Annotated in this window: 27 protein-coding genes and 1 tRNA gene; 14 read left to right on the plus strand and 14 right to left on the minus strand. The window is 68.3% G+C overall.

Going from position 1 to position 23,864, the window contains the following annotated elements; all coding sequences use genetic code 11:
* The coding region (locus ACRVYW_RS07800; RefSeq protein ID WP_431803351.1) for a DNA-processing protein DprA at positions 1-730 on the minus strand (730 nt) is incomplete at its 3' end.
* A gap of 154 nt (positions 731-884) precedes the next feature.
* Between ACRVYW_RS07800 and ACRVYW_RS07805 the strand changes: the two genes are divergently transcribed.
* The 6 genes from ACRVYW_RS07805 (at position 885) to ACRVYW_RS07830 (ending at position 6,717) form a co-directional block, all read left to right on the plus strand.
* The gene (locus tag ACRVYW_RS07805) at positions 885-1,286 is read left to right on the plus strand and encodes a hypothetical protein (RefSeq protein ID WP_431803353.1); all 402 of its coding nucleotides are present in this window, start codon (positions 885-887) and stop codon (positions 1,284-1,286) included.
* A complete protein-coding gene (locus tag ACRVYW_RS07810; RefSeq protein ID WP_331336880.1) occupies positions 1,283-1,684 on the plus strand; it encodes a recombinase family protein in 402 nt (133 codons plus the stop codon). Before ACRVYW_RS07805 ends, ACRVYW_RS07810 begins: the two co-directional genes overlap by 4 nt.
* Positions 1,685-1,870: 186 nt before the next feature.
* Positions 1,871-3,874 carry a KAP family P-loop NTPase fold protein gene (locus ACRVYW_RS07815; RefSeq protein WP_331336879.1) on the plus strand — a complete coding sequence of 668 codons (2,004 nt, stop codon included), beginning with the start codon at positions 1,871-1,873 and terminating at the stop codon, positions 3,872-3,874.
* A 173-nt stretch (positions 3,875-4,047) separates the two neighbouring features.
* Positions 4,048-4,659 (plus strand): hypothetical protein, encoded by a 612-nt coding sequence (locus ACRVYW_RS07820; protein WP_431803356.1) that lies wholly within the window; start codon positions 4,048-4,050, stop codon positions 4,657-4,659.
* Between the two features lies 1 nt (position 4,660).
* On the plus strand, positions 4,661-5,947 hold the full coding sequence (locus ACRVYW_RS07825; RefSeq protein WP_431803358.1) for a hypothetical protein: 1,287 nt from the start codon (positions 4,661-4,663) through the stop codon (positions 5,945-5,947).
* Positions 5,944-6,717, plus strand: a complete 774-nt coding sequence (locus ACRVYW_RS07830; RefSeq protein ID WP_368629556.1) for a TatD family hydrolase — start codon at positions 5,944-5,946, stop codon at positions 6,715-6,717. Before ACRVYW_RS07825 ends, ACRVYW_RS07830 begins: the two co-directional genes overlap by 4 nt.
* Before the next feature lie 23 nt (positions 6,718-6,740).
* Here ACRVYW_RS07830 and ACRVYW_RS07835 read toward each other — a convergent pair whose 3' ends face one another.
* Positions 6,741-7,037: a hypothetical protein gene (locus tag ACRVYW_RS07835; RefSeq protein WP_331362944.1), complete on the minus strand. Its 297-nt coding sequence runs from the start codon at positions 7,035-7,037 to the stop codon at positions 6,741-6,743.
* Between the two features lie 197 nt (positions 7,038-7,234).
* Between ACRVYW_RS07835 and ACRVYW_RS07840 the strand changes: the two genes are divergently transcribed.
* Positions 7,235-7,657: an NUDIX hydrolase gene (locus ACRVYW_RS07840; RefSeq protein ID WP_431803361.1), complete on the plus strand. Its 423-nt coding sequence runs from the start codon at positions 7,235-7,237 to the stop codon at positions 7,655-7,657.
* A 28-nt stretch (positions 7,658-7,685) separates the two neighbouring features.
* Here ACRVYW_RS07840 and ACRVYW_RS07845 read toward each other — a convergent pair whose 3' ends face one another.
* Together ACRVYW_RS07845 and ACRVYW_RS07850 are read right to left on the minus strand one after the other, a co-directional pair.
* Complete coding sequence (locus ACRVYW_RS07845; protein WP_431803363.1) at positions 7,686-8,165, minus strand: aminoacyl-tRNA deacylase; 480 nt, start codon at positions 8,163-8,165, stop codon at positions 7,686-7,688.
* On the minus strand, positions 8,158-8,733 hold the full coding sequence (locus ACRVYW_RS07850) for a DNA helicase (RefSeq protein WP_431803365.1): 576 nt from the start codon (positions 8,731-8,733) through the stop codon (positions 8,158-8,160). Before ACRVYW_RS07850 ends, ACRVYW_RS07845 begins: the two co-directional genes overlap by 8 nt.
* An 88-nt stretch (positions 8,734-8,821) precedes the next feature.
* On the opposite strand from ACRVYW_RS07850, the gene ACRVYW_RS07855 reads away from it, so the two are divergent.
* Both ACRVYW_RS07855 and ACRVYW_RS07860 read left to right on the plus strand, forming a co-directional pair.
* The gene (locus ACRVYW_RS07855) at positions 8,822-9,379 is read left to right on the plus strand and encodes a peptidylprolyl isomerase (RefSeq protein ID WP_431803367.1); all 558 of its coding nucleotides are present in this window, start codon (positions 8,822-8,824) and stop codon (positions 9,377-9,379) included.
* Between the two features lie 7 nt (positions 9,380-9,386).
* Positions 9,387-10,244 carry a rhomboid family intramembrane serine protease gene (locus ACRVYW_RS07860; protein ID WP_431803369.1) on the plus strand — a complete coding sequence of 286 codons (858 nt, stop codon included), beginning with the start codon at positions 9,387-9,389 and terminating at the stop codon, positions 10,242-10,244.
* Between the two features lie 86 nt (positions 10,245-10,330).
* Here the strand turns inward: ACRVYW_RS07860 and ACRVYW_RS07865 are convergent, their stop codons facing one another.
* Complete coding sequence (locus ACRVYW_RS07865) at positions 10,331-10,570, minus strand: cell division protein CrgA (protein WP_431803371.1); 240 nt, start codon at positions 10,568-10,570, stop codon at positions 10,331-10,333.
* A 71-nt stretch (positions 10,571-10,641) separates the two neighbouring features.
* Here ACRVYW_RS07865 and ACRVYW_RS07870 point away from each other — a divergent pair, with 71 nt between their 5' ends.
* From ACRVYW_RS07870 to ACRVYW_RS07880, 3 genes are read left to right on the plus strand one after another with little or no spacing between them, the layout of a single operon-like run.
* Positions 10,642-11,424, plus strand: coding sequence for a class E sortase (locus ACRVYW_RS07870; protein ID WP_431803373.1), 783 nt, complete (start codon positions 10,642-10,644; stop codon positions 11,422-11,424).
* Positions 11,424-11,582 carry a hypothetical protein gene (locus tag ACRVYW_RS07875; RefSeq protein WP_431803375.1) on the plus strand — a complete coding sequence of 53 codons (159 nt, stop codon included), beginning with the start codon at positions 11,424-11,426 and terminating at the stop codon, positions 11,580-11,582. Before ACRVYW_RS07870 ends, ACRVYW_RS07875 begins: the two co-directional genes overlap by 1 nt.
* Positions 11,575-12,222: an anthranilate synthase component II gene (locus tag ACRVYW_RS07880; RefSeq protein WP_431803377.1), complete on the plus strand. Its 648-nt coding sequence runs from the start codon at positions 11,575-11,577 to the stop codon at positions 12,220-12,222. Before ACRVYW_RS07875 ends, ACRVYW_RS07880 begins: the two co-directional genes overlap by 8 nt.
* 57 nt (positions 12,223-12,279) lie before the next feature.
* Here the strand turns inward: ACRVYW_RS07880 and pknB are convergent, their stop codons facing one another.
* The 7 genes from pknB to ACRVYW_RS07915 form a co-directional block, all read right to left on the minus strand.
* On the minus strand, positions 12,280-13,983 hold the full coding sequence (gene pknB, locus ACRVYW_RS07885) for a Stk1 family PASTA domain-containing Ser/Thr kinase (protein ID WP_431803379.1): 1,704 nt from the start codon (positions 13,981-13,983) through the stop codon (positions 12,280-12,282).
* Positions 13,984-14,047: 64 nt separating this feature from the next.
* Positions 14,048-15,781 (minus strand): serine/threonine-protein kinase, encoded by a 1,734-nt coding sequence (locus tag ACRVYW_RS07890; RefSeq protein ID WP_431803381.1) that lies wholly within the window; start codon positions 15,779-15,781, stop codon positions 14,048-14,050.
* Positions 15,778-17,238 (minus strand): peptidoglycan D,D-transpeptidase FtsI family protein, encoded by a 1,461-nt coding sequence (locus tag ACRVYW_RS07895; protein ID WP_431803383.1) that lies wholly within the window; start codon positions 17,236-17,238, stop codon positions 15,778-15,780. Before ACRVYW_RS07895 ends, ACRVYW_RS07890 begins: the two co-directional genes overlap by 4 nt.
* A 13-nt stretch (positions 17,239-17,251) precedes the next feature.
* The gene (locus tag ACRVYW_RS07900) at positions 17,252-18,571 is read right to left on the minus strand and encodes an FtsW/RodA/SpoVE family cell cycle protein (RefSeq protein ID WP_431803850.1); all 1,320 of its coding nucleotides are present in this window, start codon (positions 18,569-18,571) and stop codon (positions 17,252-17,254) included.
* A 65-nt stretch (positions 18,572-18,636) separates the two neighbouring features.
* Positions 18,637-19,875 carry a PP2C family protein-serine/threonine phosphatase gene (locus ACRVYW_RS07905; RefSeq protein ID WP_431803385.1) on the minus strand — a complete coding sequence of 413 codons (1,239 nt, stop codon included), beginning with the start codon at positions 19,873-19,875 and terminating at the stop codon, positions 18,637-18,639.
* A gap of 9 nt (positions 19,876-19,884) precedes the next feature.
* Complete coding sequence (locus ACRVYW_RS07910) at positions 19,885-20,436, minus strand: FHA domain-containing protein FhaB/FipA (RefSeq protein ID WP_431803387.1); 552 nt, start codon at positions 20,434-20,436, stop codon at positions 19,885-19,887.
* Positions 20,433-21,173: an FhaA domain-containing protein gene (locus tag ACRVYW_RS07915; protein WP_431803389.1), complete on the minus strand. Its 741-nt coding sequence runs from the start codon at positions 21,171-21,173 to the stop codon at positions 20,433-20,435. The genes ACRVYW_RS07910 and ACRVYW_RS07915 overlap by 4 nt, the downstream gene beginning before the upstream one ends.
* A gap of 204 nt (positions 21,174-21,377) precedes the next feature.
* Here ACRVYW_RS07915 and ACRVYW_RS07920 point away from each other — a divergent pair.
* Positions 21,378-21,461 (plus strand) — tRNA-Leu (locus tag ACRVYW_RS07920).
* A 384-nt stretch (positions 21,462-21,845) separates the two neighbouring features.
* Here ACRVYW_RS07920 and ACRVYW_RS07925 read toward each other — a convergent pair.
* The gene (locus tag ACRVYW_RS07925; protein ID WP_431803391.1) at positions 21,846-22,487 is read right to left on the minus strand and encodes a GntR family transcriptional regulator; all 642 of its coding nucleotides are present in this window, start codon (positions 22,485-22,487) and stop codon (positions 21,846-21,848) included.
* Positions 22,488-22,893: 406 nt separating this feature from the next.
* Here ACRVYW_RS07925 and ACRVYW_RS07930 point away from each other — a divergent pair, with 406 nt between their 5' ends.
* Entirely contained in the window at positions 22,894-23,100 is a 207-nt protein-coding gene (locus ACRVYW_RS07930; RefSeq protein ID WP_076691931.1) for a cold-shock protein, read from the plus strand.
* 62 nt (positions 23,101-23,162) lie between these two features.
* Here the strand turns inward: ACRVYW_RS07930 and ACRVYW_RS07935 are convergent, their stop codons facing one another.
* Positions 23,163-23,846 carry an HAD hydrolase-like protein gene (locus tag ACRVYW_RS07935; RefSeq protein WP_431803393.1) on the minus strand — a complete coding sequence of 228 codons (684 nt, stop codon included), beginning with the start codon at positions 23,844-23,846 and terminating at the stop codon, positions 23,163-23,165.
* Positions 23,847-23,864 lie beyond the last annotated feature (18 nt).

Raw genomic sequence — 23,864 nt, forward strand, 5'->3', positions numbered from 1 at the left:
ACTGGTGCCGGGCCGCCCCCCCCCCGGGCGGCATCTCACTCATCAGCAACCCCACATCGCCAACCTGTTCGAGCATGTCGCGATGCCCCGCCGGGTAGAGCCGGTTCGGACCGCCGGCCATCACCGCGATCGTCTGCCCGCCGCTACTCAGCGCAGCGCGGTGGGCGGCACCGTCGATGCCGTAGGCGCCGCCGGAGACCACGATCTGCTCCGCGTGCGACGCGTCGTGGGCGAGCTCGCCGGCGACGTGATCGCCGTAACTGGTCGAGGCCCGTGAACCGGTGATCGTCACCCGCGTCTCCTGCCGGGCCGCGAGGAACGAGGTCGCTCCCTTCGTCCACAGCACGTACGGGGCACGATCTCCCAGCGCGTCCACCGAGACCGGCCAATGGGCATCCCCAGGGATCAGCGGTGTGTACGACCCGTCCAGCACCCCCGCCAGATCATCGCCGAGGCTGCCCCGTGCGGCGAGCTGTTGCGCGGTGTGGTGCAGAATCGCTGCTTCCTCAGCCCGGACGCCGAGCATCGATCCGCCTGTGTCGAGGAGCCGGAGAGTCTCGACGGCGCCTTCGCGGCGCAGCAACCGGCCGACGGTGCGGTCGGCCGGCTCGGCCATTATCGAGAGCATCACGCGGGCCGTCCGCTCATCGGAGGCGTAGTCAGCCAGAGCAACCATGACCGGGTCCTTCCACTCACCAGGCGCTACCAGTGCAGGTGCGCTCGGCACCACGACGAGACCTTCCCCTCTCGCCCGATCCCGGCGTAAACTAGGAGGTGAAGCGCAGGCATTCGATCTGCAGGGTCCTTCGGGATCGCCCCTTCCGGGGCCACCATCAACACGCCGCTTCTCGATCATTCGAACCGTGTTGAATGGAGGCCCACCGATGTTCCTCAGTGACCTCGTCCGGCGCCGCTGGCGCCAGAGCGAGAACACCGCTCAGAATCTGGAACCGGCCCGCCGGCTCTTCCCGACGAACCGCATCCGCGATGCCGTCTACACCCGCCGCGGGCTCAAATGGGGCGTTCCCGCGATGCTGCTCGCTGCCCCCTACATCGCCGCCGTCAAGCTCCTGACCTACCACATCGAGCAGGGCGGCCCCGGCTGGCTCCACCTGGTCGTCCTGCTGTGCGCATGGAACGCGCTCAAGATGCTCTGGCTCGGCCCGGTGAGCCTCATCGCCCCCCTCCGCTACCGAGAGCACGTCCAGCGCCGCACCGCCCGCCGAGAAACCGAGTCGCGCAGTACGCCGGATGAGGTTCTGGTCATGACCGGAGGTGCGCCATGAAGGCCGTCATCTACCGGTATAGCGCGGCAGAGAACCCGACCTGGCTGGATCAGCAAGAAGCCGACTGCCGCCGCTACGCCGACGAGCACGACCTGACCGTCACCGAGGTCTTCACCGACGTCGGGCGCAGTCGCTACGGTCTGCAAGGCGTGCTCGATGCCGTCGAGCGGGAGGACGTGACCGGGCTCATCGTCACCGATCTTGCTCGGCTCGGCTCCAAGTACGCCGATCACGTCGCCGTCGTCCAGCAGCTCCACGACGCCGGAGTCGACATCCACGTCACCAACGACCGCACGACGAGCTCCGTCGAGGAGAACCTGATCGCCGTCAAGCAGGCACACCTCGACGCCCAGGCCCGGCGGCCGTTCCCCTCCGGTGGCAACGACTCCACGGACTGACCTGCTACAGCCGCCTGCCGAGGGCTCCCTGCGTGTCGGCCCCGAATGGGAGGGCAAACGTGAGATCCTGAACGGAAAACTTGGGTCGTCGGATGCTTGTGTGCGCTTCGCGCACCGCCCCGGCGGCGGGCGAGCTCGCGGCAGGTCTCACAGAACCGCCTTCGCGGCTGAACGTGAGGAGGCGTGATGTCCACGATCGAGGATCTTCGGGGTCGCCTCTGGTCCGATGAGCCGTCGAAAGTGGACTTCCTCGCGGCGCGGGCCATCGCGGAAACGGTCTCTGACGCTGTCCTCGATGACGCGCTCGATCCGTTGGCGATCGGACTGTCCGGCCCGTGGGGTAGCGGCAAGACCACCGTCCTTGAACTCATCAAGGCTGATCTTGACTCCCGTAGCGATCCTGAGAAAGCCAAGATCATCACCGTCCGCACCGACCCCTGGCGTTACGACCCTGCCGTGGGCGCGAAGGAGAGCCTGATCGGTGAGGTCCTCGACGCCATCGCGGCCGAACTCACCGAACGCCTCAAGGACGTCGAGGAGTCCAAGGGCGAGAAGATCAAGAAGCTCCTGAAGAGGCTCTCTGATCGGGTCGACTGGGCCAAGGCGGTCAAGCTCGCCGCCAAGTCTTCGCTCACCTTGCAGATCCCCGGTGTCAGCGACGTGCTGGATCTCATCCGCGAACCGGCGTCCGAGGGGAGTGACGCCGGGGACCAGCCGCGGGGCCTGGCCGGTTTCAAGGCTGAGTTCGCTGAGCTGTTGGGGGCCGAGGAGATGGCTCACGTGCGCCGGGTAGCGGTGCTGGTCGACGACCTCGACCGGTGCCTGGTGGATACCGTCGTGGAGACCCTGGAAGCGATCCGTCTCTTCCTGAGCGTTGAGGGCATGGCGTTCGTCATCGCGGCAGACGAGGACCGGGTTGCCGACGCGATCCGCACGCGCCTGCCAGATTCGAGCATGCCTACGGAGCGCCCCGAGGACGAAGACGCTCTCCCGGCAGAGCCCCCGTCCAAGCTCTACCTGCACAAGATCGTCCAGACCACCGTCCCACTGCCGGCTCTGGGTGCCTTCGACACGGAGTCGTATGTGCTCTTGCTGCAGCTGCAGAATCGCGTTGACCAGCGTCTCACCGATGAGCAACTGGAAAAGGTCATCACCGAATGCCACCGGCTACGCATGGCCGGTGCTCTCGACGACCTCCAGGCGCCTGACGGTCTCGACGTCCAGCGAGAGCTGTCTTTCGCGCGACGGCTCACCACGATCCTCTACGAGAAACTCCGGGGCAACCCGCGGCGCATCAAGCGATTCCTCAACGACCTGAACATCCGTCGATCCATCGCTGCGCGGCGGGGCATCGAGCTCGACTTCGACGTCGTCGCCAAGCTCATGGTTCTTGAAGTTCTCCTGCCGGATCAGTTCCAGTCCGTGCTGTCATGGTTGCGAACCGGTGAGCTTCGAGATCGACTGGAGTCGCTGGAAGCGCAAGCGAACCGGCCGAAAGAACCTCCAGTCCCCGCTCCGCCAGCTGACCTGGCCGACCGCGCACCGGATGAACCCGAGACGGCTGCGGACGCGGCCGGAGCGGAACCGCCCGACACAGCCGAAGACGCCCGACCACCCGAAGCGGAGGAAGCGCCGACCCAAGCAGCGTCAGCAGCCGCGGTCGCCCCGCACTTCGCCGAGGACATGATCCGATGGGCGAAGCTCCCACCGGATCTTCATGACCTCGACCTGAGCCCCTACCTGCACCTGGCGGCATCCTTCCGCGGCGACCTCCTGGTCAGTGCAGAGCTTCCCCAACATCTCCGCGATCTGGCCGCGCAGCTGGCCTCGACCCGCACGGTGGACAGGCGGCAACTCACTGACGAGAGCCTGCGAGCGCTCACGACCGACGATGTCGATCAGCTGCTGCGGCACCTGGGGCTGCGTGCACGAGACCGTGTCCAGGAGCAGCGCGGCGCGGTCGCCGGGATCGTCAGACTCGCCACCGCACATGTCGCCGTGCAACCGGCCGCGCTTGACGCGTTTCGCCGGCTCCCGGCCTCCGATCTGCAGCCCGGTACCGCCGTCATCCTCGCCGGGGTCGAGATCCCCGGGATGAAGGACGTCATCAACGCGTTGGCCGCGCAGCTCCCAGACGGCAACATCAAGAAGGCGCTCACCACGCCGCCACCGAAGGGCGGTAAGCGCTGATGGGAACTAAAGGCTCCTACTCCGGCAGTGCCGCCGGTGGTGACCTGCGCGACGGACTCGACGACTGGCTGGCCAGTCTCCCCGGGGCTGATGGCCAGGCTCCGCCGCCCTCAGGCAGCCAGCCCTCGCTTCTGTCCCCGCTGAAGCCGTCCCCGAGCTCGCCAGCCGGCAGGGTGCTGCCCACGGCCGCGCTCTTCCGTTCCTCCCGCGGCGGAGGGGGAAGGGGTGGGGGCGGCCGCCGGGGCGGCGAGAGCCTCACTCGATCGACGGCAGCCTCCGCGCGTTCCGCCGGCCGTGGAGCCGCAGCGGCATACGCGTACCGCAGCGGCGATGCTCAGACTCTCCGCGATCTCGGCCTGGACTACGACGCACTGCGGGCGAACCCGAACATCTTCGACGTCGCCCACCAGATCGCACAGAAAGTCTGTGAGGACCTCCCCGCGGGAACGATCGAGACTGCGGAGCAGATGGAGGTCGTCGGCAGGCTCGCCGAATGGCTCGTCGAGAGCGACAGCACGGGGACGGACGTGTCACTCGGGCAGATCGCCGAGGAAGCGGTCGCCCTAATCCTGGCCGAGGCATACCTCGTGGAGACCGCATCTAGTCTGAACACCAAGGACATGTCAGGAGCCGAACGCGCGGCGTTCGAGGACGGGATCCGTCAGGCCGCGGAAGAGCTCGCCGCACACGCGGATCTCTCGCCCAGCGGGCCCAGCGCCGAGGAGTTCACGCGCGCGATCGAAGACGGACTCGAATATCTTAGAACCATCCACGAGGCGGATTGAGATGGCGCAGTTCGATCTTCGTTTCCAAGTCCCATCGGCGCTCACTCCCGAGTCCGCCGAGCGCACGTTCTACTGGCCCACCGCTGGGGCCGGCACCTTCAACACCTCCCTGGGACCCCGGCTGGGCAAGCTCGGCCCGGTGCGACGCGAGAACATCGAACTGTTCCGCCTCGCCGCGATGGTCTACGCCGCAGACCGTTCCGTCCCGCGCCGGGCCGGCCGCGTCAACTGGACCCAACGCCACATTGCTCTGAGCGTCCCCGTCCACGACACGGCACCCTGGAACGCCATCACGAACCAGCTGCAGCAGCTCCTCGACTTCTTGTCGGGTGACCGATGGACGCTCACCTTCCGTGCAGCTCGCATCCCTCGTGAGGACATCGCGCCCAACGGGTATCCCGACGTGCAGCGGGTGGTGCTAATGAGCGGCGGCGCCGACTCCGCCACCGGTGCATTCCTCGCACGCACCCAGCCCGAACCGCACCTGCTCGTATCTCACGTCGGGGCGACATCGATCTCACCCATCCAGCAGGACGTCGCCGAACGCATCCGAGACCTCTGCCCCAATGGCAGCACGCAGCAGCACGCGCAGGTCCGCTTCACCCGACGCCAGACACAACCCGGAGGCCACCGGTTCAAGAATGAGAACACCACGCGAACCCGGTCGTTCCTGTTCCTCGCGCTCGGCCTCGCCCTCGCCTCGGTCAACGAGGTGGAACTCTGGATCCCCGAGAACGGGTTCGCTTCACTGAACCCACCCCTGGGCGCTGACCAGCTCGGCAGCCTCTCCACCCGCACCACCCACCCGTGGTTCCTCACCGAACTGTCCCGACTCGTCTCCGCCGCCGGCGCATGGGGAACCCTGTCCAATCCATTCGCGGCACAGACGAAGGGCGAGATGTTCCGGTGGCTGGCGGACCAGGTCGGCGATGACCCCGCCTCGGACCTTCTCAGCGCCACCAACTCGTGCGCGTTCACCAACCGACGATGGCTCGGCGTGACAGCGACCGACCATTGCGGAACGTGCTTCGGGTGCCTGGTGCGCCGGGCATCGTTCGCGGCCGCGGAACTCACCGACCGAAGCACCTATGTGATCGATGCCCCTCCCAGCGAGGCCGCGAGATCCCAACTCGAAAAGGCGTCGATCCTTCCCAGCATCCGCGGATTCGTGGCCCGCGGAATCCGGGTCAGCGACATCGCAGCGATGCGCCTGCCCGACGGGTACTCCGCAACCGACGCCCGTGACCTGTGCGTCCGCGGCGCGCGCGAGCTGGAGACGCTGACATGACCAACTTGCCGGCCGTTGACCTCCACGCCCACATCGACCCGACGGTCACCCCTCGGGACCTTCTGAACCTCCGAGCCGTGATCTTCGCGGCAAGTCGAAGCCTCGCCGAGTCGCGTCTCGCCCTCGATCGCCAGCACCACGACCTGCTCGCGATCTGGGGCGTCGGCGTTCACCCAGGAGTGAAGACCGCACTCGATGGCTACGACCCTGAGGAGTTCGAGCGTCTCATCGCCCGCACCCCCTACGTCGGCGAAATCGGACTCGACGCAAGAGTCCCATCCCGCCTCGCCAAACAGCACGACGTGTTGGCCGCGCTGCTCACGCAACTTCAGGCGAAGCCCCGCCTCACGTCGATCCATAGCTACCGGGCAACCAGCGAAGTCGTGGAGCATCTCGAACACACCCCGATCACCGGCGCGATCCTGCACTGGTGGCTCGGCGACCGAGCCACCACAAGGCGCGCGATTGAACTCGGAGCCTACTTCTCGATCAACACCGCCACCCTGCGCCGAAGCGACGCCATCGACCTCATCCCCATGGATCGTCTCCTCCTAGAAACAGACCACCCCGATGGGAACCGCAGCGGAGCCCGCCCGCACCAACCTGGCAATGTCAGCGACGTCGAAGCAGCTCTCGCCAAGCAGCGCGGAGTCACCACCGCTCAGATCCGAGCCCACGCCTGGCGCAACCTCGCAACACTTGTGAACACCACAGGAACGAAGCCTCTGCTGCCGCCCCGAGTCACAGCAATCCTCGGGGCGATCGAGTAACACCCAGACATGGGCCCCGAGGCTCACCGCACTCGCCCATTAGTGTCCCGAAGCTTCACACCCGCAGCGATCAGCGCGACACGCACGGAACTGGCGTTGAAGCCCATCCGCTCGCCGACCGTGGCCAGCGACTCGCCCTGCTCGTAGCGCAGGCACATCTCGCGCACCTGCTCAGATGACGGCTTCTCACCGCGTAGCCGCACTCCTCGCTCACGCAATCGCACAGCGAGTCGCTGACGGCTTACTCCCAGATCACCCGCGATCGCCCGCAGGATCTCGCCGTCCTTGTACCGGCGCTCTGCCTCTCCCAGCATGGCCACCGTCAGCCGCGGAACCGGGCGCGGCAACGCTCGCGCCGAGGTCGGCGATTCCGGCGCTGGCCTGCGCCGCCGACGGATCGCACGATGCGACGAGACCGCCAACTGCAAGGCCGGGGCAAGGTTAGAGCACTGTCGCGCTACCTCCACAGTCTCTTCTCCTCCCCCGCGCACGAGCGTCGACTCGATAGGCTCGCAGCATGGACCTGCGTGTTGCGGCCTACGCGGTCGTGTTCGATGACGAGCGAGGGCTGCTCCTCGCTCACTGGCACGAGGGTCGTCGTGCTGCGTGGACTCTGCCGGGCGGCGGGATTGAGCCCGGCGAAGATCCGCAGGATGCCGTCAAGCGCGAGGTCCGGGAGGAGACCGGGTTCCGCATCGAGATCGACGAGCTCCTCGGCATCCATTCGCGTGTGATCCCCGCGCGTCAGCGCATCCGTGACGACGCGACCGAGCCGCTCCATGCCCTCCGGATCGTCTACCGCGCGCACATCGTCGGCGGGCGTCTGCGCAACGAGACGGGCGGGTCTACCGACGAAGCCGACTGGTTCGCGATCGCCGAGATCCCGGCGCTGCAGCACGTCAACCTCGTCGACATTGGGCTGGAGATGGCCGGGCTGTGATCACCGGGCTGTGATCACCGGGCTGTGATCACCGCGCGGACGCCGGCTGGGAGATGTCGGCGACCGTTGCGCCATAGGCGGCGATGAGGTCATCGGCGTCGACGAACAGGCTGTAGCCGTGCGCGCCGGCCCCCATCGCGATGCGACGCCCGACGATCGACTCGTCGGCGTACACCGGCCAGTCGGTGCTCGAGCCGATCGGCACGATCGTCCCCCGCTCATAGCCGGTGGCGGCGAGAGCGAGTTCGGGCTCCGGCAGGCGCAGTTTGTTGACCCCGACGAGGGCCCGCAGCTTCGGCCACGAGATCGCCAAATCCCCCGGGATCAGCGCGAACAGGTACGAATCATCGGAACGCTTCACGACGAGCGTCTTGACGATATCCTCCGGTTGGAGTCCCAGGAGGGATGCCGCTTCCGCCAAACTCGACGCCGCCGGACGCTCGCGGATCTCGATGTCGAGACCGCGAGCGGCGGCGGCGGAGCGAACGCGGTCGAGCGGATCAGGCATCCGGTGCGCGCAGCGGGTCGTCGGCGACCCACAGCTCGTCGTCGGCTCGCAGCGTCTGCCACGCGGCGTACAGCACACCCGCACCCGCGGCGATGCCGAGGATGATCGCGATGACGCTGCCCGCGCCACGCTTCTTCTTCGGCGCGGCCGTGCTCACCTGAAGCTGCTTGGCGGCCTTCTTGCCGTACTTCTCGGCCTTCTTCTGGTACTTGCCCACGTCGAGCGACGTGAATCCGCGACCGGCGGCGAGGTCTCCGCGCTTCTCGTTCGCGGCATCCCACACGCTCATCGCGGAGCCGATCACCGCACCGGCAGCCGGCACGATCTTCTCGTTGTACAGCTTCTTCGACGTCTTCACGCCCTGGTCGACGTAGGGCGCGGCGTACTTCTCGTACGTGTGCTGCACGCCGGGGACGACCTGCTCGCGGTTGTAGTTGCCGAGCTGACGACCGGCCTCGCGGGCGATGTCACCGGCCTGACCGAGCAGCACCTGCTGCGACTCCCACAGTGTGGTCGCCTGGTCCTGAAGCTTGCGGAGTTCCTTCTTGCGCTTGCGGGTGATGCTCACGGGGTCTCCCTCATCCGGGGTCGTTTCCCCCCATCTTGCCAGACAGGGAGAAAGCCGGAAGGCCTTGACAGGTGGGAGAATGATCAGCATGACGACTCACACCGCCGTTGCGACCATCCACACGAACCACGGCGACATCGTCGTCAACCTGTTCGGCGACCACGCACCCCGCACGGTGCAGAACTTCACCGGCCTCGCCGACGGTTCGCAGGAGTGGACCGATCCCGCCACCGGCAAGCCCGGCGAGGGCCCCCTGTACACCGACGTCATCTTCCACCGCATCATCCCGAACTTCATGATCCAGGGCGGCGACCCCCTCGGTCAGGGCGTCGGCGGCCCCGGCTACACCTTCAACGACGAGATCCACCCCGAGCTGAACTTCAACGACCCCTACATCCTCGCCATGGCGAACGCCGGCCAGCGCCTCAACGCGATCACCGGCAAGGCCGAGGGCACGAACGGCTCGCAGTTCTTCATCACGACCGACCCCACCCCGTGGCTGCAGGGCAAGCACACCATCTTCGGCGAGGTTGCCGACGACGCCTCGCGCGCCGTCGTCGACGAGATCGCCGCGGTGCGCACGGGTGCCGGCGACCGTCCGGTCGAGCCCGTGGTCATCTCGTCGATCGACGTCGTCGAAGCTTGAGACCCGCGTGACGGACGCGGGTCTGCGGACGAACCCCGACAACTACTGCTATCGGCATCCCGACCGGCAGAGCTTCGTGCTCTGCCAGCGGTGCCTGCGCACGATCTGCACCGAGTGCCAGACGCCGCTGCCGGTCGGGGTGATCTGCCCCGAATGCCTCGCGGCGTCGCAGCAGGCCCAGAAGGAGCAGCACCGCGCGACGGTGACGCGGATGCCGCGCCGCCGCCGCGCGGTGGCGAGTTCGACGCCGGTGGTGACGTACACGCTCATCGGGCTGTCGAGCGTCTTCTACCTGATCGGGCTCATCCCGGGGTTCGGGGACGTCGTCCGCTTCTACCTGGCGCTGAACGGACAGTTCGTCTACGCGCAGCCGTGGCGGCTGTTCACGGTCGTCCTCACTCATGCCAGCGTCTGGCACATCGTGCTCAACATGCTGGCGCTGTGGGCGCTGGGCCGAAGCCTTGAACCCCTGCTCGGCAGGGGTCGCTTCCTGACCCTCTACCTGCTGAGCACCCTCGGCGGTTCGGTGCTGACGGTGCTGCTCGCGCCGACCACCTGGGTCGTGGGTGCGTCGGGTGCCGTGTGGGGTCTTCTCGGCGCGATGTTCGTGATCGGCCGGCACCTCGGCGCGAACGTGACGGCGATCGCGGTTCTGCTCGGACTGAACCTCGTGATCACGTTCCTGCCCGGATCGAACATCGCCTGGCAGGCGCACATCGGTGGCGGGCTGGTCGGCGCCCTCATCGGCTTCATCTTCGCGCGCACGCGGGCGGTGCGTCAGCGGAAGAAGCAGATCTGGCTACTCGTGGCGGTGGCCGCGGGTCTCCTCGCCCTGCTGGCCATTCCGCTGTTCCTGTACCGGTAGTTATCCACAGGTGCATCCACAGATGGGGATGAATTACACCCGTGTAGTTCACACCCGGGGATACAGATGTGGACAGGGACCGGGGGTCAGCGCCAGCGCGTCGTCATGAGGAACCCGACGAACGCGATGCCGAACCCGATCACGAGGTTCCAGCCGCCGATGCCCGGAATGGGGTAGACCGAGCCGCTCAGGTAGAACACGATCACCCAGACGAGGCCGATGATCATGAGTCCCAGCATGATGGGCTTGAACCACACCGGGTTGGGGGCGGATTCGCCCTCGCTGCGCTCGGTGAGCTGCTCGTCATCGTTGCTGGAACGTGCCATGCCCTGAAGTCTACCTACAGGCCGTTCCGCCTGTCGGCCAGGGCACAGCCGCGCTGTGGGAGAATCCGAGCATGGGGGACACGGAGCTGAGGGTGCGTCATCGGCCACGCCGTCGCGCGTCGGTCGTCGGCGTGCTCGGTGAGATCCTCATCACTGTCGGTGTCGTGGCGTTGCTCTACGTCGCCTGGCAGATGTGGATCGGCGACTGGATCATCGGCGCCGAGAAGCACAAGGAGGCCAGCGCGCTCTCGCAGAGCTGGGCGACCGCGTCCCCTGCGCCCACCGACGACGCCACTCCGACCCCGGAACCGACCGAGACGGCCGCGCCCGTCGAGACGGTCGTTCCCGTGAAGGGTCAACCCGCGCACGGCGAGCAGTTCGGCGTGATGTTCATCCCCCGCTTCGGCCCCGAGTGGCAGTTCACGGTCGCAGGCGGCACGAGCCGCAAGGACATCCTCGATCAGGGCGAGATCGGCCACTACGCCGACACCGCGATGCCCGGGCAGGTCGGCAACACCGTCTACGCCGCACACCGCTGGACCTCGGGCGCCCCCTTCGACCCGATCGACAAGCTCGTCATCGGCGACGCGATCGTGATCCAGACGCAGGACGGGTGGTACACCTACCGGTTCCGCACCCTCGAGTACGTGCAGGACACTCAGGTCGAGGTGCTCCTCCCCGTGCCCCAGCAGGTCGGGGTGGAGGCGAACGGCCGCTACCTCACCCTCACCAGCTGCGCCCCGAAGCTGAACATGCTCGAGCGCATCATCGCCTACGCCGTGTTCGAGAGCTTCACCCCCACCGTCGACGGGCCGCCGGCCTCGCTCGCACCCCCCACCGTAGGAGCCGCCTGATGTACGCCGCCCTCTGGCGCATCCTGCCCGGGCCCGCCTGGGTCCGGGTCGTGATCCTTCTGATCCTGGTCGCCGCGATCGTCTACGGCCTCTTCTGGTACGTGTTCCCCTGGGCGTCGCAGTTCATCAACCCGCAGGAGTCCACTGTCGGTGGCTGAGGTCCTCGTCGTCGACAACCACGACAGCTTCGTCCACACCCTCGTCGGCTACCTCGGAGAGCTCGGCGCCCGCACGACGATGATCGAAGCGGATGCCGTTCCGCAGGGCGACCCCGGCGCCGCCGATGCCGCGATCGCCGGATTCGACGGCATCCTCGTCTCGCCCGGCCCGGGCACCCCCGAAGCCGCCGGAGCATCGATCGAGATCGTCCGCGCCGCGGCGCGCGCCGGTGTGCCGCTCCTCGGCGTGTGCCTCGGGCACCAGGCGCTCGCCGTCGCGTTCGGTGGGCGCGTGTCGGAGGCATCCGAACTCATGCACGGGATCACGAGCGAGGTCCATCACGGCGGCGACGGGCTGTTCGACGGCATCCCCTCCCCCGTCCGCGCGGCGCGCTACCACTCACTGGCGGTCGACCCGGAGAGCGTCCCGCCGGAACTCGTCGCGACGGCGCGGACGGCGACGGGCACGATCATGGCTCTCGCCCACCGCACGCTGCCGCTGCGCGGCGTGCAGTTCCACCCCGAGGCGGTGCTCACCGAGCACGGTTACCGGCTGCTCGGGACGTGGCTCGAAGAGGTCGGATGCCGAGGCGCCGCACGCCTCGGGGCGCGACTGACCCCGCACCGCACCGTCGTCTGATCGCGCGGGCCGCTCGGGGGCGGCCTGGGGCCGCTCGGGCGCCGGACTGAGCGTGCGCTACGGTCCCGTGCACACCGTGAGCTGCACGGTGGAGTGGATCGGCACATCGCCCGGGGCGAGTGACTGCGTCGCGACGACGGGGTCGCCGGGGCTCGCCGGACAGTTCGGGTCTTCGATGACTTCCGGCGTGAGCTTGAGCGAATCGGCGGTGAGGGCACGCTGTGCGGCATCCGCCGTGTAACCGACGACGTCGACGAGCGTGACCTTGCCGCTGGCGACGACGAGGCCGACGGACGATCCGAGTGCGACCTTCGCGCCCTCGGACTGATCGGCGGAGATCACGGTTCCCTCGGCGAGATCCGGATCGTTCTGCGTGCGGACCGCGCCGAGCTTCAGGCCGACGTCGTCGAGCGCGGCGCTCGCCGCGTCGGTGCTGAGGCCGACGAGGAGCGGCACGGTCGCCATCTCCTGACCCGTCGAGACGTAGACCTTCACCGTCTGGCCGGGTGCCACGCTCGTCCCCGCGCCGGGATCGGTGCGGATGACGTTCCCCGCCGCGATCGTTTCGCTGCTCTCGTCGATCCGCTCCGGTTCGAGGTCCTGCGCGATCAGCACCTCGCTCGCGCGCTCCCATGCGACATCGACCACGTTCTCGACGATGCGTGCATTGCCGGGGACGTTCGTCCCGGGGCGGTTGGTGAGCACCCAGAACAGCACGGAGACGAGGACGACAGCCAGTACGGCGACGCCCGCCCAGATCCATGCGACCGGGGGTCCCGCCTGGGTCCGGCGCATCGTGGTGTCGGTGGAGAGCTGGCGGAGGGAGCGCGCCGTCTCGTCGGCCTGACGAGGGTTCGCGCCGTACAGCTCGTTCGTCAGCGCGCCGACCTGCTTCTTGGTCGGCGCTTTGCCTTCGCGGGTGTCGCCCAGCGCGCGACGGAACGCCGCGGCGTCCTGATAGCGCTGGTACGGGTCCTTCGCGAGGGCTCGGAGGGTCACGGCATCCAACGAGCGGGGCACGCTGTCGACGATCTCGGACGGGGGGATCGGCGTCTCGCTGACGTGCTGGTAGGCGACGGCGACGGGCGAGTCGCCGCGGAACGGCGTGCGGCCCGTGAGCAGTTCGTAGAGGACGACGCCCGTCGAGTAGACGTCGGCGCGCGCGTCGACCGGTTCGCCCTTGGCCTGTTCGGGCGAGAAGTACGCCGCGGTGCCGATGATCGCGGTCGTCTCGGCAACCGTCGAGGACGAGTCCGACACCGCGCGGGCGATGCCGAAGTCCATCACCTTGACCTGCCCGGCTGCCGTGACCATGACGTTGCCCGGTTTGATGTCGCGGTGAACGACCCCCGCGCGGTGGGAGTACTCGAGAGCCTCGAGGATGCCGTCGGTGTAGCGGATCGCGTCGTCGATCGGCGCGGGACCTTCGGCGACGATGTCTTTCAGCAGGCGGCCCGAGACGAGCTCCATGATGATGTACGGAACCGGGTGGGTGGTGCCGTCGGCATCGGTCTCGGTGTCTTCACCGGCGTCGAAGACCCGCACGATCGCCGGGTGCGACATACGAGACGCCGCCTGCGCTTCGAGCCGGAACCGGGTGCGGAAGCTCGCGTCGGCGGCGAGTTCGCGCTTCAGGAGCTTGATCGCCACCTCGCGCCCGAGGGTCAGGTCGCGCCCGCGGTACACGGTCGCCATGCCGCCGCGACCAATCAGCTCGCCGACCTCGTAGCGGCCCGACAGCACGCGTCGTTCTGCAGACACATCTCTCCCTGAAGCGCCGGTCACTCGCCGATCGGCACGCGAGCCAGCCTAACGGACCCCCCGGTCAGGGCTCCGTGGTCGGAGACGGTGAGGGGGCGGGTGCGGTGATCGTCGCGACGACGTCGGACGAGGCGGGCGAGCGGCGGACCGTTCCGTTGCCGTTCTCGCACTCGACGACGTAGTTGACGACGACGCTGCCCGATGCTCCGGCGATGACGACGGCCGGCTGCTGTCCGATGAGGAAGGATGCCTGGTTGCCGTTGCCCGCCTGGAACGTGCCGCCGTTGACGGTGAACACGTAGTTGGTGGGCGTGAAGCCGGCCGGGCAGCTGTAGCCCTGCCAGGTGACGCCGAGCTCCTTGCCCGCCTCGACGGTCGACGCGCTGAGCGTCGGAGCGCCCGGTGCGCTCATCTGCGCCTGCTCGGCGTACGTCGTGAGGGCGATGACGGCGTCGGGGCTCACGTTGCCCGAGCGCGGGTTCCACTGGTAGACCAGACCGACCTCGTCTTCGGACGGGGCGGCGTTGCCGTCGGTGCACGTCGGCGTCGCCGTGATGCCGGCAGCGCTCAGCTTGTCGCCCGCCTCGGAGCACGTCAGGCCGCTCAGGTCGATGGCGCCGAGGTTGACGTCCTCCTCGGTCGGCTCGGGCGTCGGGGTCTCGGTGGGCGACGGCGCGGCCGACGTCGGCGTGGTCGGTGCGGGCTGGGGGTTCTGGTTCGAGAAGAGCGCGAACAGCGTGCCGCCGAGCACCAGCAGCAGGAGGACGATGAGGGCGACGAGCGGCCAGGTCCAGGCGCTGCGCTTCTTCTTCTCGGCGCCGTCCAGCACCTCTTCGACCTCACCGGCGGGGCCGGCGACGGTGGTGGTCGTCATGATGCGGGTCGCGCCATCGTCTCCGGCGGGAGTAAGCAGCTGCGTCACCTCGTCGGCGGAGCGCTCCCCCGCGATCGCGGGCACGATCGCGACCGCGCCGGCGATGTCACCGCGGCGCAGCGCCGTGGCGGCGCGCGCGACGGCGGACGCCGTGGCGGGCCGGTCTTCGGGCTTCTTCGCGATCATGCTCATCACGAAGTTCCGCACGGGCTCGGCGATCGTCTCGGGCAGCGGCGGCGGGGCGTCGTTGATCTGCGCCATCGCGATCGCGACCTGCGACTCGCCCGTGAAGGGACGCTTGCCGGCGAGGCATTCGTACGCGACGATGCCGAGCGAATAGATGTCGGTCGCGGGGGATGCCGGGTGGCCCGACGCCTGCTCGGGCGAGAGGTACTGGACCGTGCCCATCACCTGGCCGGTCGCCGTCAGCGGCACCTGGTCGGCGATGCGCGCGATGCCGAAGTCGGTGATCTTGACGCGCCCGTCGGGGGTGATGAGGAGGTTTCCGGGCTTGATGTCGCGGTGCACGAGGCCGGCCGAGTGCGCCGCCTGCAGTGCCGACGCGGTCTGGGCGACGATGTCGAGCGTCTTGTCGGTGGAGAGGGTTCCCTCGCGCTCGAGGATGGTCGAGAGCGCCTCGCCGGGTACGAGCTCCATCACGAGAAAGGCGGAGCCGTTCTCCTCGCCGTAGTCGAAGACGCTCGCGATGCCCTCGTGGTTCACGAGCGCGGCGTGACGGGCCTCGGCGCGGAAGCGCTCGAGGAACCCGGGGTCGCCCATGTACTCGTCCTTGAGGATCTTGATGGCGACCGTGCGGCCGATCACGTGATCGGTGGCCTCCCAGACCTCGCCCATGCCGCCGATCGCGATCCGGGAGTCCAGTTCGTAGCGCCCACCGAAGCTCACACCCTGCGTCGGTCTCATCTGCTCAGCACCGCTTCCATGACTCGTTTCGCGATGGGGGCCGCGATCCCGTTGCTCGTCCCTTGCTGGCCGAGCCCTCCGCCGTCTTCGATCATGACCGCCACGACGACCTCGGGGTCTTCCGCCGGAGCGAAACCCGTGAACCACAGCGTGTACGGGTCCGAGGGCCCGTGCTCCGCGGTACCGGTCTTCCCGGCGACGTCGACGCCCTCTATTCTTGCACCGCTCGCGACGCCGTCACGGACATTCGCGATCATGAGGGAGGTCATCGTCTCGGCATCCTGCGCCGACAGGGCGCGGCCGAATTCGGTGCTCTCGAAGGTCTGCTGCACCGTCAGGTCGGGAGCGACGACGCGGTCGACCATGCGCGGGTTCATCACCACGCCGTCGTTCGCGATGCCCGCTGCGACCATCGCCATCTGCAGCGGCGTCGCGATGACGTCGCCCTGCCCGAAACCGGTCGAGGCGACCTCGTCTTCGCTGAGCGACTTCGTGGGATACACCGACGCGGTGGTGAGGAGGGGGATCTCGAAGCTCGAGTTGAACCCGTACTTCTCAGCCTCGGCGCGGATGGCGTCCTGCCCGAGCGCGACGGCGAGCTGGGCCATCGGGATGTTGCAGCTGAGCCGCAGCGCCGTGGCGATCGACGCCTTCTCGCCGGGGCCGCACGTGCCGCCGTCGAAGTTGTGGATCGCGGTGCTGGTTCCCGGCAGAACCCAGCTCGAGGGATTGTCGAAGGTCGACTCGGGGGTGAACTTGCCCGAGGAGAGCGCGGCGGAGACGAGCACGAGCTTGAACGTGGATGCCGGCGGGTTGAGGCTTCCCTCGATCGTGCGGTTCCAGAGCGGGTTGACGGCGGCGTCTTCGAGCTCGGCGTACGTGTTGTTGACCGCCGCGGTGTCGTGCTGCGCGAGGAGGTTCGTGTCGTAGCTCGGGCTCGTGACCATCGCGAGCACCCGGCCGGTCTTCGGGTCGAGCGCGACGACGGCGCCGGTGTACGAACCCAGGGCGTCGTAGGCGATGCGCTGCAACTCGGGGTCGAGCGTGGTGAGCACGTTCGACCCGCGCGGCGGCTGGCCCGTGATGATCTGGTCGATCCGGGAGAGGAACTGGGAGTTCGCGGTTCCCGACAGCTCGCTGTTCATCGCGCGCTCGAGCCCCGTGGCGTTGCGGAGCACCGGGTTGATGAATCCTGTCACCGGCGCCCACATCGGGGCATCCGTGTACTGGCGCTGCCAGCTGTAGAGGTCGTCGGTGGGCACCGAGGAGGCGATGACCTGGTCGCCGGCGATGATCGACCCGCGCTGCACCTCGAACGAGTCGTACAGCGTGCGCCGGTTGTCGGGATGCTCGGCGAGGGTCTGTGCCTGGATCACCTGGATCCAGCTCGTCGCCCCGAACAGGGCGAAGAACATCAGCACGAGAATGAGGCTGAGGCGTTTGAGTTCCTTCGTCATCCGATCACCACCCTCATCCGATCACGACCCGGGGCCGGGAACGGACGGCGTCGGAGATGCGCAGGAGGAGCGCCACGATGATCCAGTTCGCGATGAGCGACGATCCGCCCGCCGCGAGGAAGGGCGTCGTCAGCCCGGTCAGCGGGATGAGGCCCGTGACCCCTCCGACCATGAGGAAGACCTGCAGGCCGATCGTGAATGACAGGCCCGTCGCGAGGAGCTTGCCGAAGTCGTCCTGCCCGGCCATGCCGATGCGGATGCCGCGGCTCACGAACACCATGTAGAGGCACAGGATCGCGAAGACGCCGATGAGGCCGAGCTCCTCGCCGAGGCTCGGGAAGATGTAGTCGCTCTGCGAGAGCGGCGTGAGCCCCGGGCGGCCGCGGCCGAGGCCCGTGCCGATGAGTCCGCCGTGGGCGAGGCCGAAGATGCCCGACGCGAGCTGGAAGCTCGAGTCGTTGATCGTGTCGGGGTCGAAGGGGTGGAGCCAGTTCGTGAAGCGCGCCTGCACGTAGGGCAGGACGGTCGTGGCGAGCGCGACCCCGATCGCGACGAGGGTGAGGCCGATCACGACCCAGCTCGTCTTGCCGGTCGCGACGTAGAGCATCGCGACGAACATGCCGAAGATGAGCATTCCCGTGCCGAGGTCGCGCTGCAGCACGATGATCGCCATCGCCCCCGCCCACAGCAGCAGGAGCGGGCCCAGTTCGCGCGGGCGCGGCCAGGTGATGCCGAGGAAGCGCGTGCCGACGGAGGTCAGCGCCTCACGGGTGCGCACGAGGTACCCGGCGAAGAAGATCGCGAGGCAGATCTTGGCGAGCTCGCCGGGCTGGAAGGAGAAGATGCCGCCGATCGAGATCCAGACGTCGGCGCCCGCGTTCGTGCCGAGGCCGGGGACGAACGGGAGGAGGAGCAGAACGATGCCGGCAAGCCCGAACAGGTAGGTGTAGCGCAGCAGCACGCGGTAGTTCCGCAGCAGCACGACGATCGCGACGGCGGCGGAGACGGCGATCGCGAGCCACACGAGCTGGCGGGTCGACAGGGCTTCCCACCCGGTGTTGTTCTTCTCGATGTCGATCCGGTAGATCATCGCGAGGCCGAGGCCCGAGAGCACCGTCGCGATCGGCACGACGAACGGGTCGGCCTGCGGGGCGACGTAGCGCAGCACCACGTGCAGACCGAGAACGAGCGCGGTGAGCGCCCCGCAGTAATAGAGGAACGTCCAGTCGATCGCCCCGAGCGCACCGAGCTGCACGAGCGCGACCGCGGCGGCGTTGATGACGAACGCGAAGAGGAGCAGGGCGAGCTCGCGATTGCGCTGCGACTGCGGCATCCGGATCTTCCGCAGGGCCTTCAGAACCGCGGTGTCGGTCTGGACCGCGCCCGCCTCGGTGGCCGTCACGGTGTCGACTCCGCGGTCTGGCGGATCGTCTCGACGATCGATTCGGCGTCGGCGAGCGAACGCGCCGAGATCGTCTGCTGCACCGCGAGCCGCTGATAGAAGGGGAGGTCGCTGAGCAGGATGCCGGTCTCCTCGTACGGCGAGGAGAGCGAGATAGGACCGAGGTCCTGTTGGATGCCGCGGAAGATCACGACCGTGTCTTCGTCGGCGCCGACGAAGTAGCGCGACTGGGTCCAGCTGTACGCGCCGAACAGCGACGCCGCGATCGCGCCGAGGATGACCACGAGCCCGACGATCCACCAGATGCGGCGGCGGCGCGAGCGGCGACGATCCTCTTCGATGAGTTCCTCGAGGAACTCCGGGGCGGGCTCGAAGTGCGTCGGCTCGTTCGCCGCCTGACGGTTCGGGTGCAGCCAGCTGGTGCGCCCGGGGCGCGCCGCGGGCACCTCGACGCCTTGCGGGTTCGAGGCCGAGCCGACGATCGTCGGGGTGCCGCTGAAGACGGGATGACTGCCGCCCACGTCGACGATCACGATCGTCACGTTGTCGGGCGCGCCGCCGTCGAGAGCCTGCTTGAGGAGGATGTCGGCGGTGCGACCCGGTGGGAGATGCTGCGCGAGCGCCTTCTCGGTGTGCGCGTCGTCGACCACGCCCGAGAGGCCGTCGGAGCACAGCAGCCACCGGTCGCCCGCCTGCGTCGGCATGATGAACGTGTCGACCTGGGGGTCGGGGTCCATGTCGCCGAGCACGCGCATGAGCACCGAGCGGCGCGGGTGGTAGCGCGCCTCTTCCGGGGTGATGCGGCCCGAGTCGACGAGGCGCTGGACGAACGTGTGATCGGTCGTGATCTGGGTCAGAGCGTCGTCGCGGTAGAGGTAGATGCGCGAATCGCCGATGTGCGCGATCACCGCGTAGTCATCGACGAAGTCGAGGGCGCTCACGGTCGTCCCCATGCCGGCGAGTTCGGGGCGCTCGGCCACCGTGTCGATCAGGAGCGTCGCGGTGGAGGTGATCGCCTCCTGCAGGGCGCGCTCGGCGTCGGTCGGGTTGTCGAAGGGCTCGTCGAGTTCGCGCAGTCGATGCACCGCGATCGACGAGGCCACGTCGCCGCCCGCGTGCCCGCCCATGCCGTCGGCGACGACGAACAGGTTCGTGCCGCTGTAGCCCGAATCCTGGTTGTTGGAGCGCACCTTCCCGGTGTGGGAGATGGCGGCACTCGACCCCTCGAAGACCATGGCGCCGGCTTACTTCCGCAGCTCGAACGTCGTGGCGCCGACCTTGATGGGGGCGCCGACGAGCACCGGGACGGGGCTCGCGACGCGCGCTCCGTCGTGCCAGGTGCCGTTCGTGGAGTCGAGGTCCTGCAGCATCCACTGGTCGCCCCAGAGGAGGAGGCGGGCGTGGTGGCTCGAGGTGTAGTCGTCGCGGATCACGAGGCCCGATTCGCTCGAGCGGCCGATCGTCAGCGGCTCGCCGGTGAGGGGAAGTTCCAGGCCGGCCTTCGGGCCGCTCGTGATGATGATGCGCGACACCGACTCGCGGGTGGCCTTGCGGGGGCCTTTGGCGCCCGGCGCGGTGGCGGCGGCATCCTTCGCCGGCTTCTTCGTGACCGGCGCGGTGGCTGCCGCGGCGGGTGCCGGTGCGGCTGGAGCGGGAGCCGCCGCGGGGGCGGGGAGCTTTCGCACCTTCACGCCGAACACGTCGGCGCGCAGCGAGTAGACCACCGCGAAGACGAAGAACCACAGCAGCAGAAGGAAGCCCACCTGCAGCAGCAGCAGGGTCAGTTCGCTCGTCACGCGAGGCCCCCTCCCCCGCCGATGCCGAACGCGCGCGTCGCGTCGGCGGCGGAGGTCGTGGGGCGGGGCGGCGTCGCCTGCGCGACCACGCGGAAGGTGATGTCGGTGCGCCCGATCGTGATCACCGAGTCGGGCGGCAGCGGGGCTTCGGCGATCGGGTGGCCGTCGAGCTTCGTGCCGTTGGTCGAGCCGAGGTCGCGGACCATGGCGCGCTCGCCGTCCCAGAGGATCTCGACGTGGCGCCGGCTCGTCCCGGCATCCGCGATCGTGATGTCCGCGTCGGTGCCGCGGCCGATCACGGTGCGGCTCTTCGCGAGGGGATGCCGTTTTCCTTCGACATCCACCACTCCCCGCCACGACACCGTGCCGGCGGCGGTCTGCGAGGCGACGCGCAGTGTGCCGGTCGGGAGCTGCTCGTCGCCGGAGAGCGAGATCGACACCGGTCCCGCGAAGCTGAAGCCCTGGGCGGACGCGTGCTTCTGCACGAGCGCGAGCAGCTCGTCGTCGAGGGTCGAGCCGAGCGAGTGCATGCGTTCGAGGTCGGCGGGCGCCATGCGCACTTCGAACGAGTTCGGCGCCAGGATCCGGTCGCGGCTGACGACCGCCGCCTTCGCGTCGATCTCGGTGCGGAGGGCCGCCGCGATCTCCACCGGCTGGATGCCGCTGCGGAAGGACTTCGCGAACGCGCTGTTGACGGCGCGCTCGAGTCCCTTCTCGAAGCTGTCAAGTAGTCCCACGGGGCTCCTCTGGCCTGGTTGGGCCCTGCTTAGGTAGGTGGCCGGTGCGTACATGCTAGTTGCACACCCTGGAAGACCCCGGGAGAACGGCGCCGCGCGGGTGCGCGGGACGGGCCGCGGGGGCAGTCGTCGGGATTCTGCGGGGGATCCGCCACATGATATCCTCGGGAAGTTGACTCCACGGATCTTCGGATGCCGTGGAACGCGCGAGTGGCGGAATAGGTAGACGCGCTGGCTTCAGGTGCCAGTGCCCGCAAGGGCGTGGGGGTTCAAGTCCCCCCTCGCGCACGCAGTACTTTTTGGGCCCCTGATCTGGGTTTTCATCCGGATCGGGGGCGCTTGCGTGTGCGGTGGGTGCCGGCGGTGATGGTGCCGGTGCGGGCGGGGTGTCCCGTATTCAGTCTCCGTGACGCCCGTCGGCGGTGAGGATCGCGGGTTTCCGCGGTCGGGCGCGGCTGCGCTCACCCCACAGACTTACTACGGCACGCGCTACCCGGGTGTCGCGTCGCTCTGCACCTCGCTCCGATACGCCGCCTCGAAGCCGAACGCGCCGTAGACCGTCGGGCCATGTCCGTCGCCGCCGCACCCGCCGTCCCGTTCGAGCCGCGGTCGCTCCGAAGGGTCAGCCGTGCGGTCGTACTCATCCTCGGTAGTTGCCGAGGGCTGGGGCGCTCAGCCGATGCCGTGTAGGGAGCGAAGTTCGCGCTCCGCGGCGTCGGCGTCGCGTGCGGTGACGTGGTCGCGAAGGCGCCGGTAGCCCTCCGCGCGCGAGATCGGGCACGCGAGGAACGGCTTCCAGCCGCGCAGGTTCCGCTGGACGGTGAGGGATGCCTCGCGGATGATCCCGATGAACATCGAGTTCCCGGTCAGTTTCGTGACGTGTTCGAAGAAGATGCTCGAGGTCTCGAACAGCGAAAGGGTGTCCTCTCGATCGGCGCTGGCGATGACGGCATCCAATTCTCGGGCGAGGCCGGTGAGGTCGTCATCGGTACACCGTTGCAGCGCGAGGCGCAGCGCGTTTCCCATGAAGTAGGCGGTGAACTCCCCCGTCTCGTTGCGGAGGGTCTCGGTCGGCTCGGTCACGCGGGTGTAGCGGCCGACCGCGACCTCGACGAGACCGAAACGCTCGAGACGCTGCAGGGCCTCGCGCACCGGCGTGCGCGAGACGCCGAGCTGCGCGGCGAGGTCGATGTCGCGCAGACGGCTTCCGGCGGGCAACGTGCCGTCGAGGATGGCTTCGCCGATGCGGGCATAGACCTCATCGCTGAGAATCGTGCCGCCGGTGAGATCGATCGGGGGGAGGATGGCGGTCATCGCGCGCAAGTTTACGAGGGCCTCCTATGAGATCGCGACTCTCCGGCCGTGAAATCGCGTCGCACCACGTCTGCGGTTCTCGTCTCCGGTCCTCGCGCGAGAAGTCACGATTGGGAATCTCTCGGCCAATTCTCACGCTTGTGCCCTCCCGCGGTGGGCGATATATCAGTACAGTTGGCGCTGTCACGCTGAGCGTGGCCTATCCGGGGGGATCCGTCGACGCCCGGGCGCACGCGCAGAGCGCGAGACGCCCGGGCGTCGAATGGTTTTGCCGCCCGTTCTCGGATTTTTCTTGCAACGTTTATGTCACCATCGCCGTCACAGTGCGGCGCGTGTCGGTGCGCGCCACTAGCGTGGGACAGGATCGGCGCGTTCGCGTCGACTTCGCACGTCAGTAAGGCAGTTCATGGCAACGCAGGGCACCGTCAAGTGGTTCAACTCGGAGAAGGGCTTCGGGTTCATCGCTCCCGATGAGGGCGGCGCAGACGTCTTCGCTCACTACTCCGCGATCGACTCGAGCGGCTACCGCTCGCTCGAGGAGAACCAGCGCGTCGAGTTCGAGATCGCCCAGGGCCCCAAGGGCCTGCAGGCGGAGAACATCCGACCCCTCTGATCCGATGACGGCCCGCTTCGTGCGGGCCGTTCTCGTATCGTGCTCGTCGACGGGCCCGGCACTCAGGGCGCCGGCTCGTCGACGAGAAGCAGGGTGCGCAGCTCGTCTATCGTATCGACGACAGCGGCAGCGCCCTCTGACTCGTGCGGCCAGCTGAAGCCCCACCGCACGAAGATCACCGGCACGTCGTTCGCCGCGCCTCCGTCGATGTCGTGGTGACGGTCGCCGATGAGCACCGGGCGACTCGTGTCGGCGCCGGCCACCTCGAGGCGCCGCAGCGCCTCGGCGACGATGTCGGTCTTCGAAGCGAGCGTCTTCTCGTCTGCCGTGGCACCGACGACGGCCTGCAACGACGGCGCCAGGTCGAAGTGCTCGACGAGGGCGGCGACCTGGATCTCGGGCTTCGAGCTCGCCGTCGCCTGTGCGACTCCGGCCGCGGCGAGGGCACCGATCAGCTCCCCGATACCCGGGTAGAGCTTCGCACCCGTCGTGTAGCCGTCGGCCTTGCCGATCGTGCGATAGTAGGCGACCGCCTCGGCGGATTCCTCGGGCGTCATGCCGATGTTGGTCTGGAACGACTCGAACATCGGCGGACCGATCCAGTGGACGAGCTCCTCGCGCGTCGCCGCCGGCTTGCCGAAGTGTTCGAGCGCGATCGCGAGACGTCGCAGGATGCCGTCGGACGCGTCGACCACCGTGCCGTCCACATCCCAGAGAACACAGGTGAACGGGGAGCGCGCGGTCATGGTTCCAACTTAGCCGGA

Origin of the sequence: Microbacterium sp. bgisy203 (assembly GCF_965345155.1) — a bacterium.
Lineage (GTDB): Bacteria > Actinomycetota > Actinomycetes > Actinomycetales > Microbacteriaceae > Microbacterium.

Excerpts from the sequence above, each read along its gene's own strand:
- ACRVYW_RS07805 (WP_431803353.1), top strand. The coding sequence starts at position 885 with ATGTTCCTCAGTGACCTCGTCCGGCGCCGCTGGCGCCAGAGCGAGAAC.
- ACRVYW_RS07810 (WP_331336880.1), top strand. The coding sequence starts at position 1,283 with ATGAAGGCCGTCATCTACCGGTATAGCGCGGCAGAGAACCCGACCTGG.
- ACRVYW_RS07815 (WP_331336879.1), top strand. The coding sequence starts at position 1,871 with ATGTCCACGATCGAGGATCTTCGGGGTCGCCTCTGGTCCGATGAGCCG.
- ACRVYW_RS07825 (WP_431803358.1), top strand. The coding sequence starts at position 4,661 with ATGGCGCAGTTCGATCTTCGTTTCCAAGTCCCATCGGCGCTCACTCCC.
- ACRVYW_RS07830 (WP_368629556.1), top strand. The coding sequence starts at position 5,944 with ATGACCAACTTGCCGGCCGTTGACCTCCACGCCCACATCGACCCGACG.
- ACRVYW_RS07840 (WP_431803361.1), top strand. The coding sequence starts at position 7,235 with ATGGACCTGCGTGTTGCGGCCTACGCGGTCGTGTTCGATGACGAGCGA.
- ACRVYW_RS07845 (WP_431803363.1), bottom strand. The coding sequence starts at position 8,165 with ATGCCTGATCCGCTCGACCGCGTTCGCTCCGCCGCCGCCGCTCGCGGT.
- ACRVYW_RS07855 (WP_431803367.1), top strand. The coding sequence starts at position 8,822 with ATGACGACTCACACCGCCGTTGCGACCATCCACACGAACCACGGCGAC.
- ACRVYW_RS07865 (WP_431803371.1), bottom strand. The coding sequence starts at position 10,570 with ATGGCACGTTCCAGCAACGATGACGAGCAGCTCACCGAGCGCAGCGAG.
- ACRVYW_RS07870 (WP_431803373.1), top strand. The coding sequence starts at position 10,642 with ATGGGGGACACGGAGCTGAGGGTGCGTCATCGGCCACGCCGTCGCGCG.
- ACRVYW_RS07875 (WP_431803375.1), top strand. The coding sequence starts at position 11,424 with ATGTACGCCGCCCTCTGGCGCATCCTGCCCGGGCCCGCCTGGGTCCGG.
- ACRVYW_RS07890 (WP_431803381.1), bottom strand. The coding sequence starts at position 15,781 with ATGAGACCGACGCAGGGTGTGAGCTTCGGTGGGCGCTACGAACTGGAC.
- ACRVYW_RS07895 (WP_431803383.1), bottom strand. The coding sequence starts at position 17,238 with ATGACGAAGGAACTCAAACGCCTCAGCCTCATTCTCGTGCTGATGTTC.
- ACRVYW_RS07900 (WP_431803850.1), bottom strand. The coding sequence starts at position 18,571 with ATGCCGCAGTCGCAGCGCAATCGCGAGCTCGCCCTGCTCCTCTTCGCG.
- ACRVYW_RS07905 (WP_431803385.1), bottom strand. The coding sequence starts at position 19,875 with ATGGTCTTCGAGGGGTCGAGTGCCGCCATCTCCCACACCGGGAAGGTG.
- ACRVYW_RS07925 (WP_431803391.1), bottom strand. The coding sequence starts at position 22,487 with ATGACCGCCATCCTCCCCCCGATCGATCTCACCGGCGGCACGATTCTC.
- ACRVYW_RS07930 (WP_076691931.1), top strand. The coding sequence starts at position 22,894 with ATGGCAACGCAGGGCACCGTCAAGTGGTTCAACTCGGAGAAGGGCTTC.
- ACRVYW_RS07935 (WP_431803393.1), bottom strand. The coding sequence starts at position 23,846 with ATGACCGCGCGCTCCCCGTTCACCTGTGTTCTCTGGGATGTGGACGGC.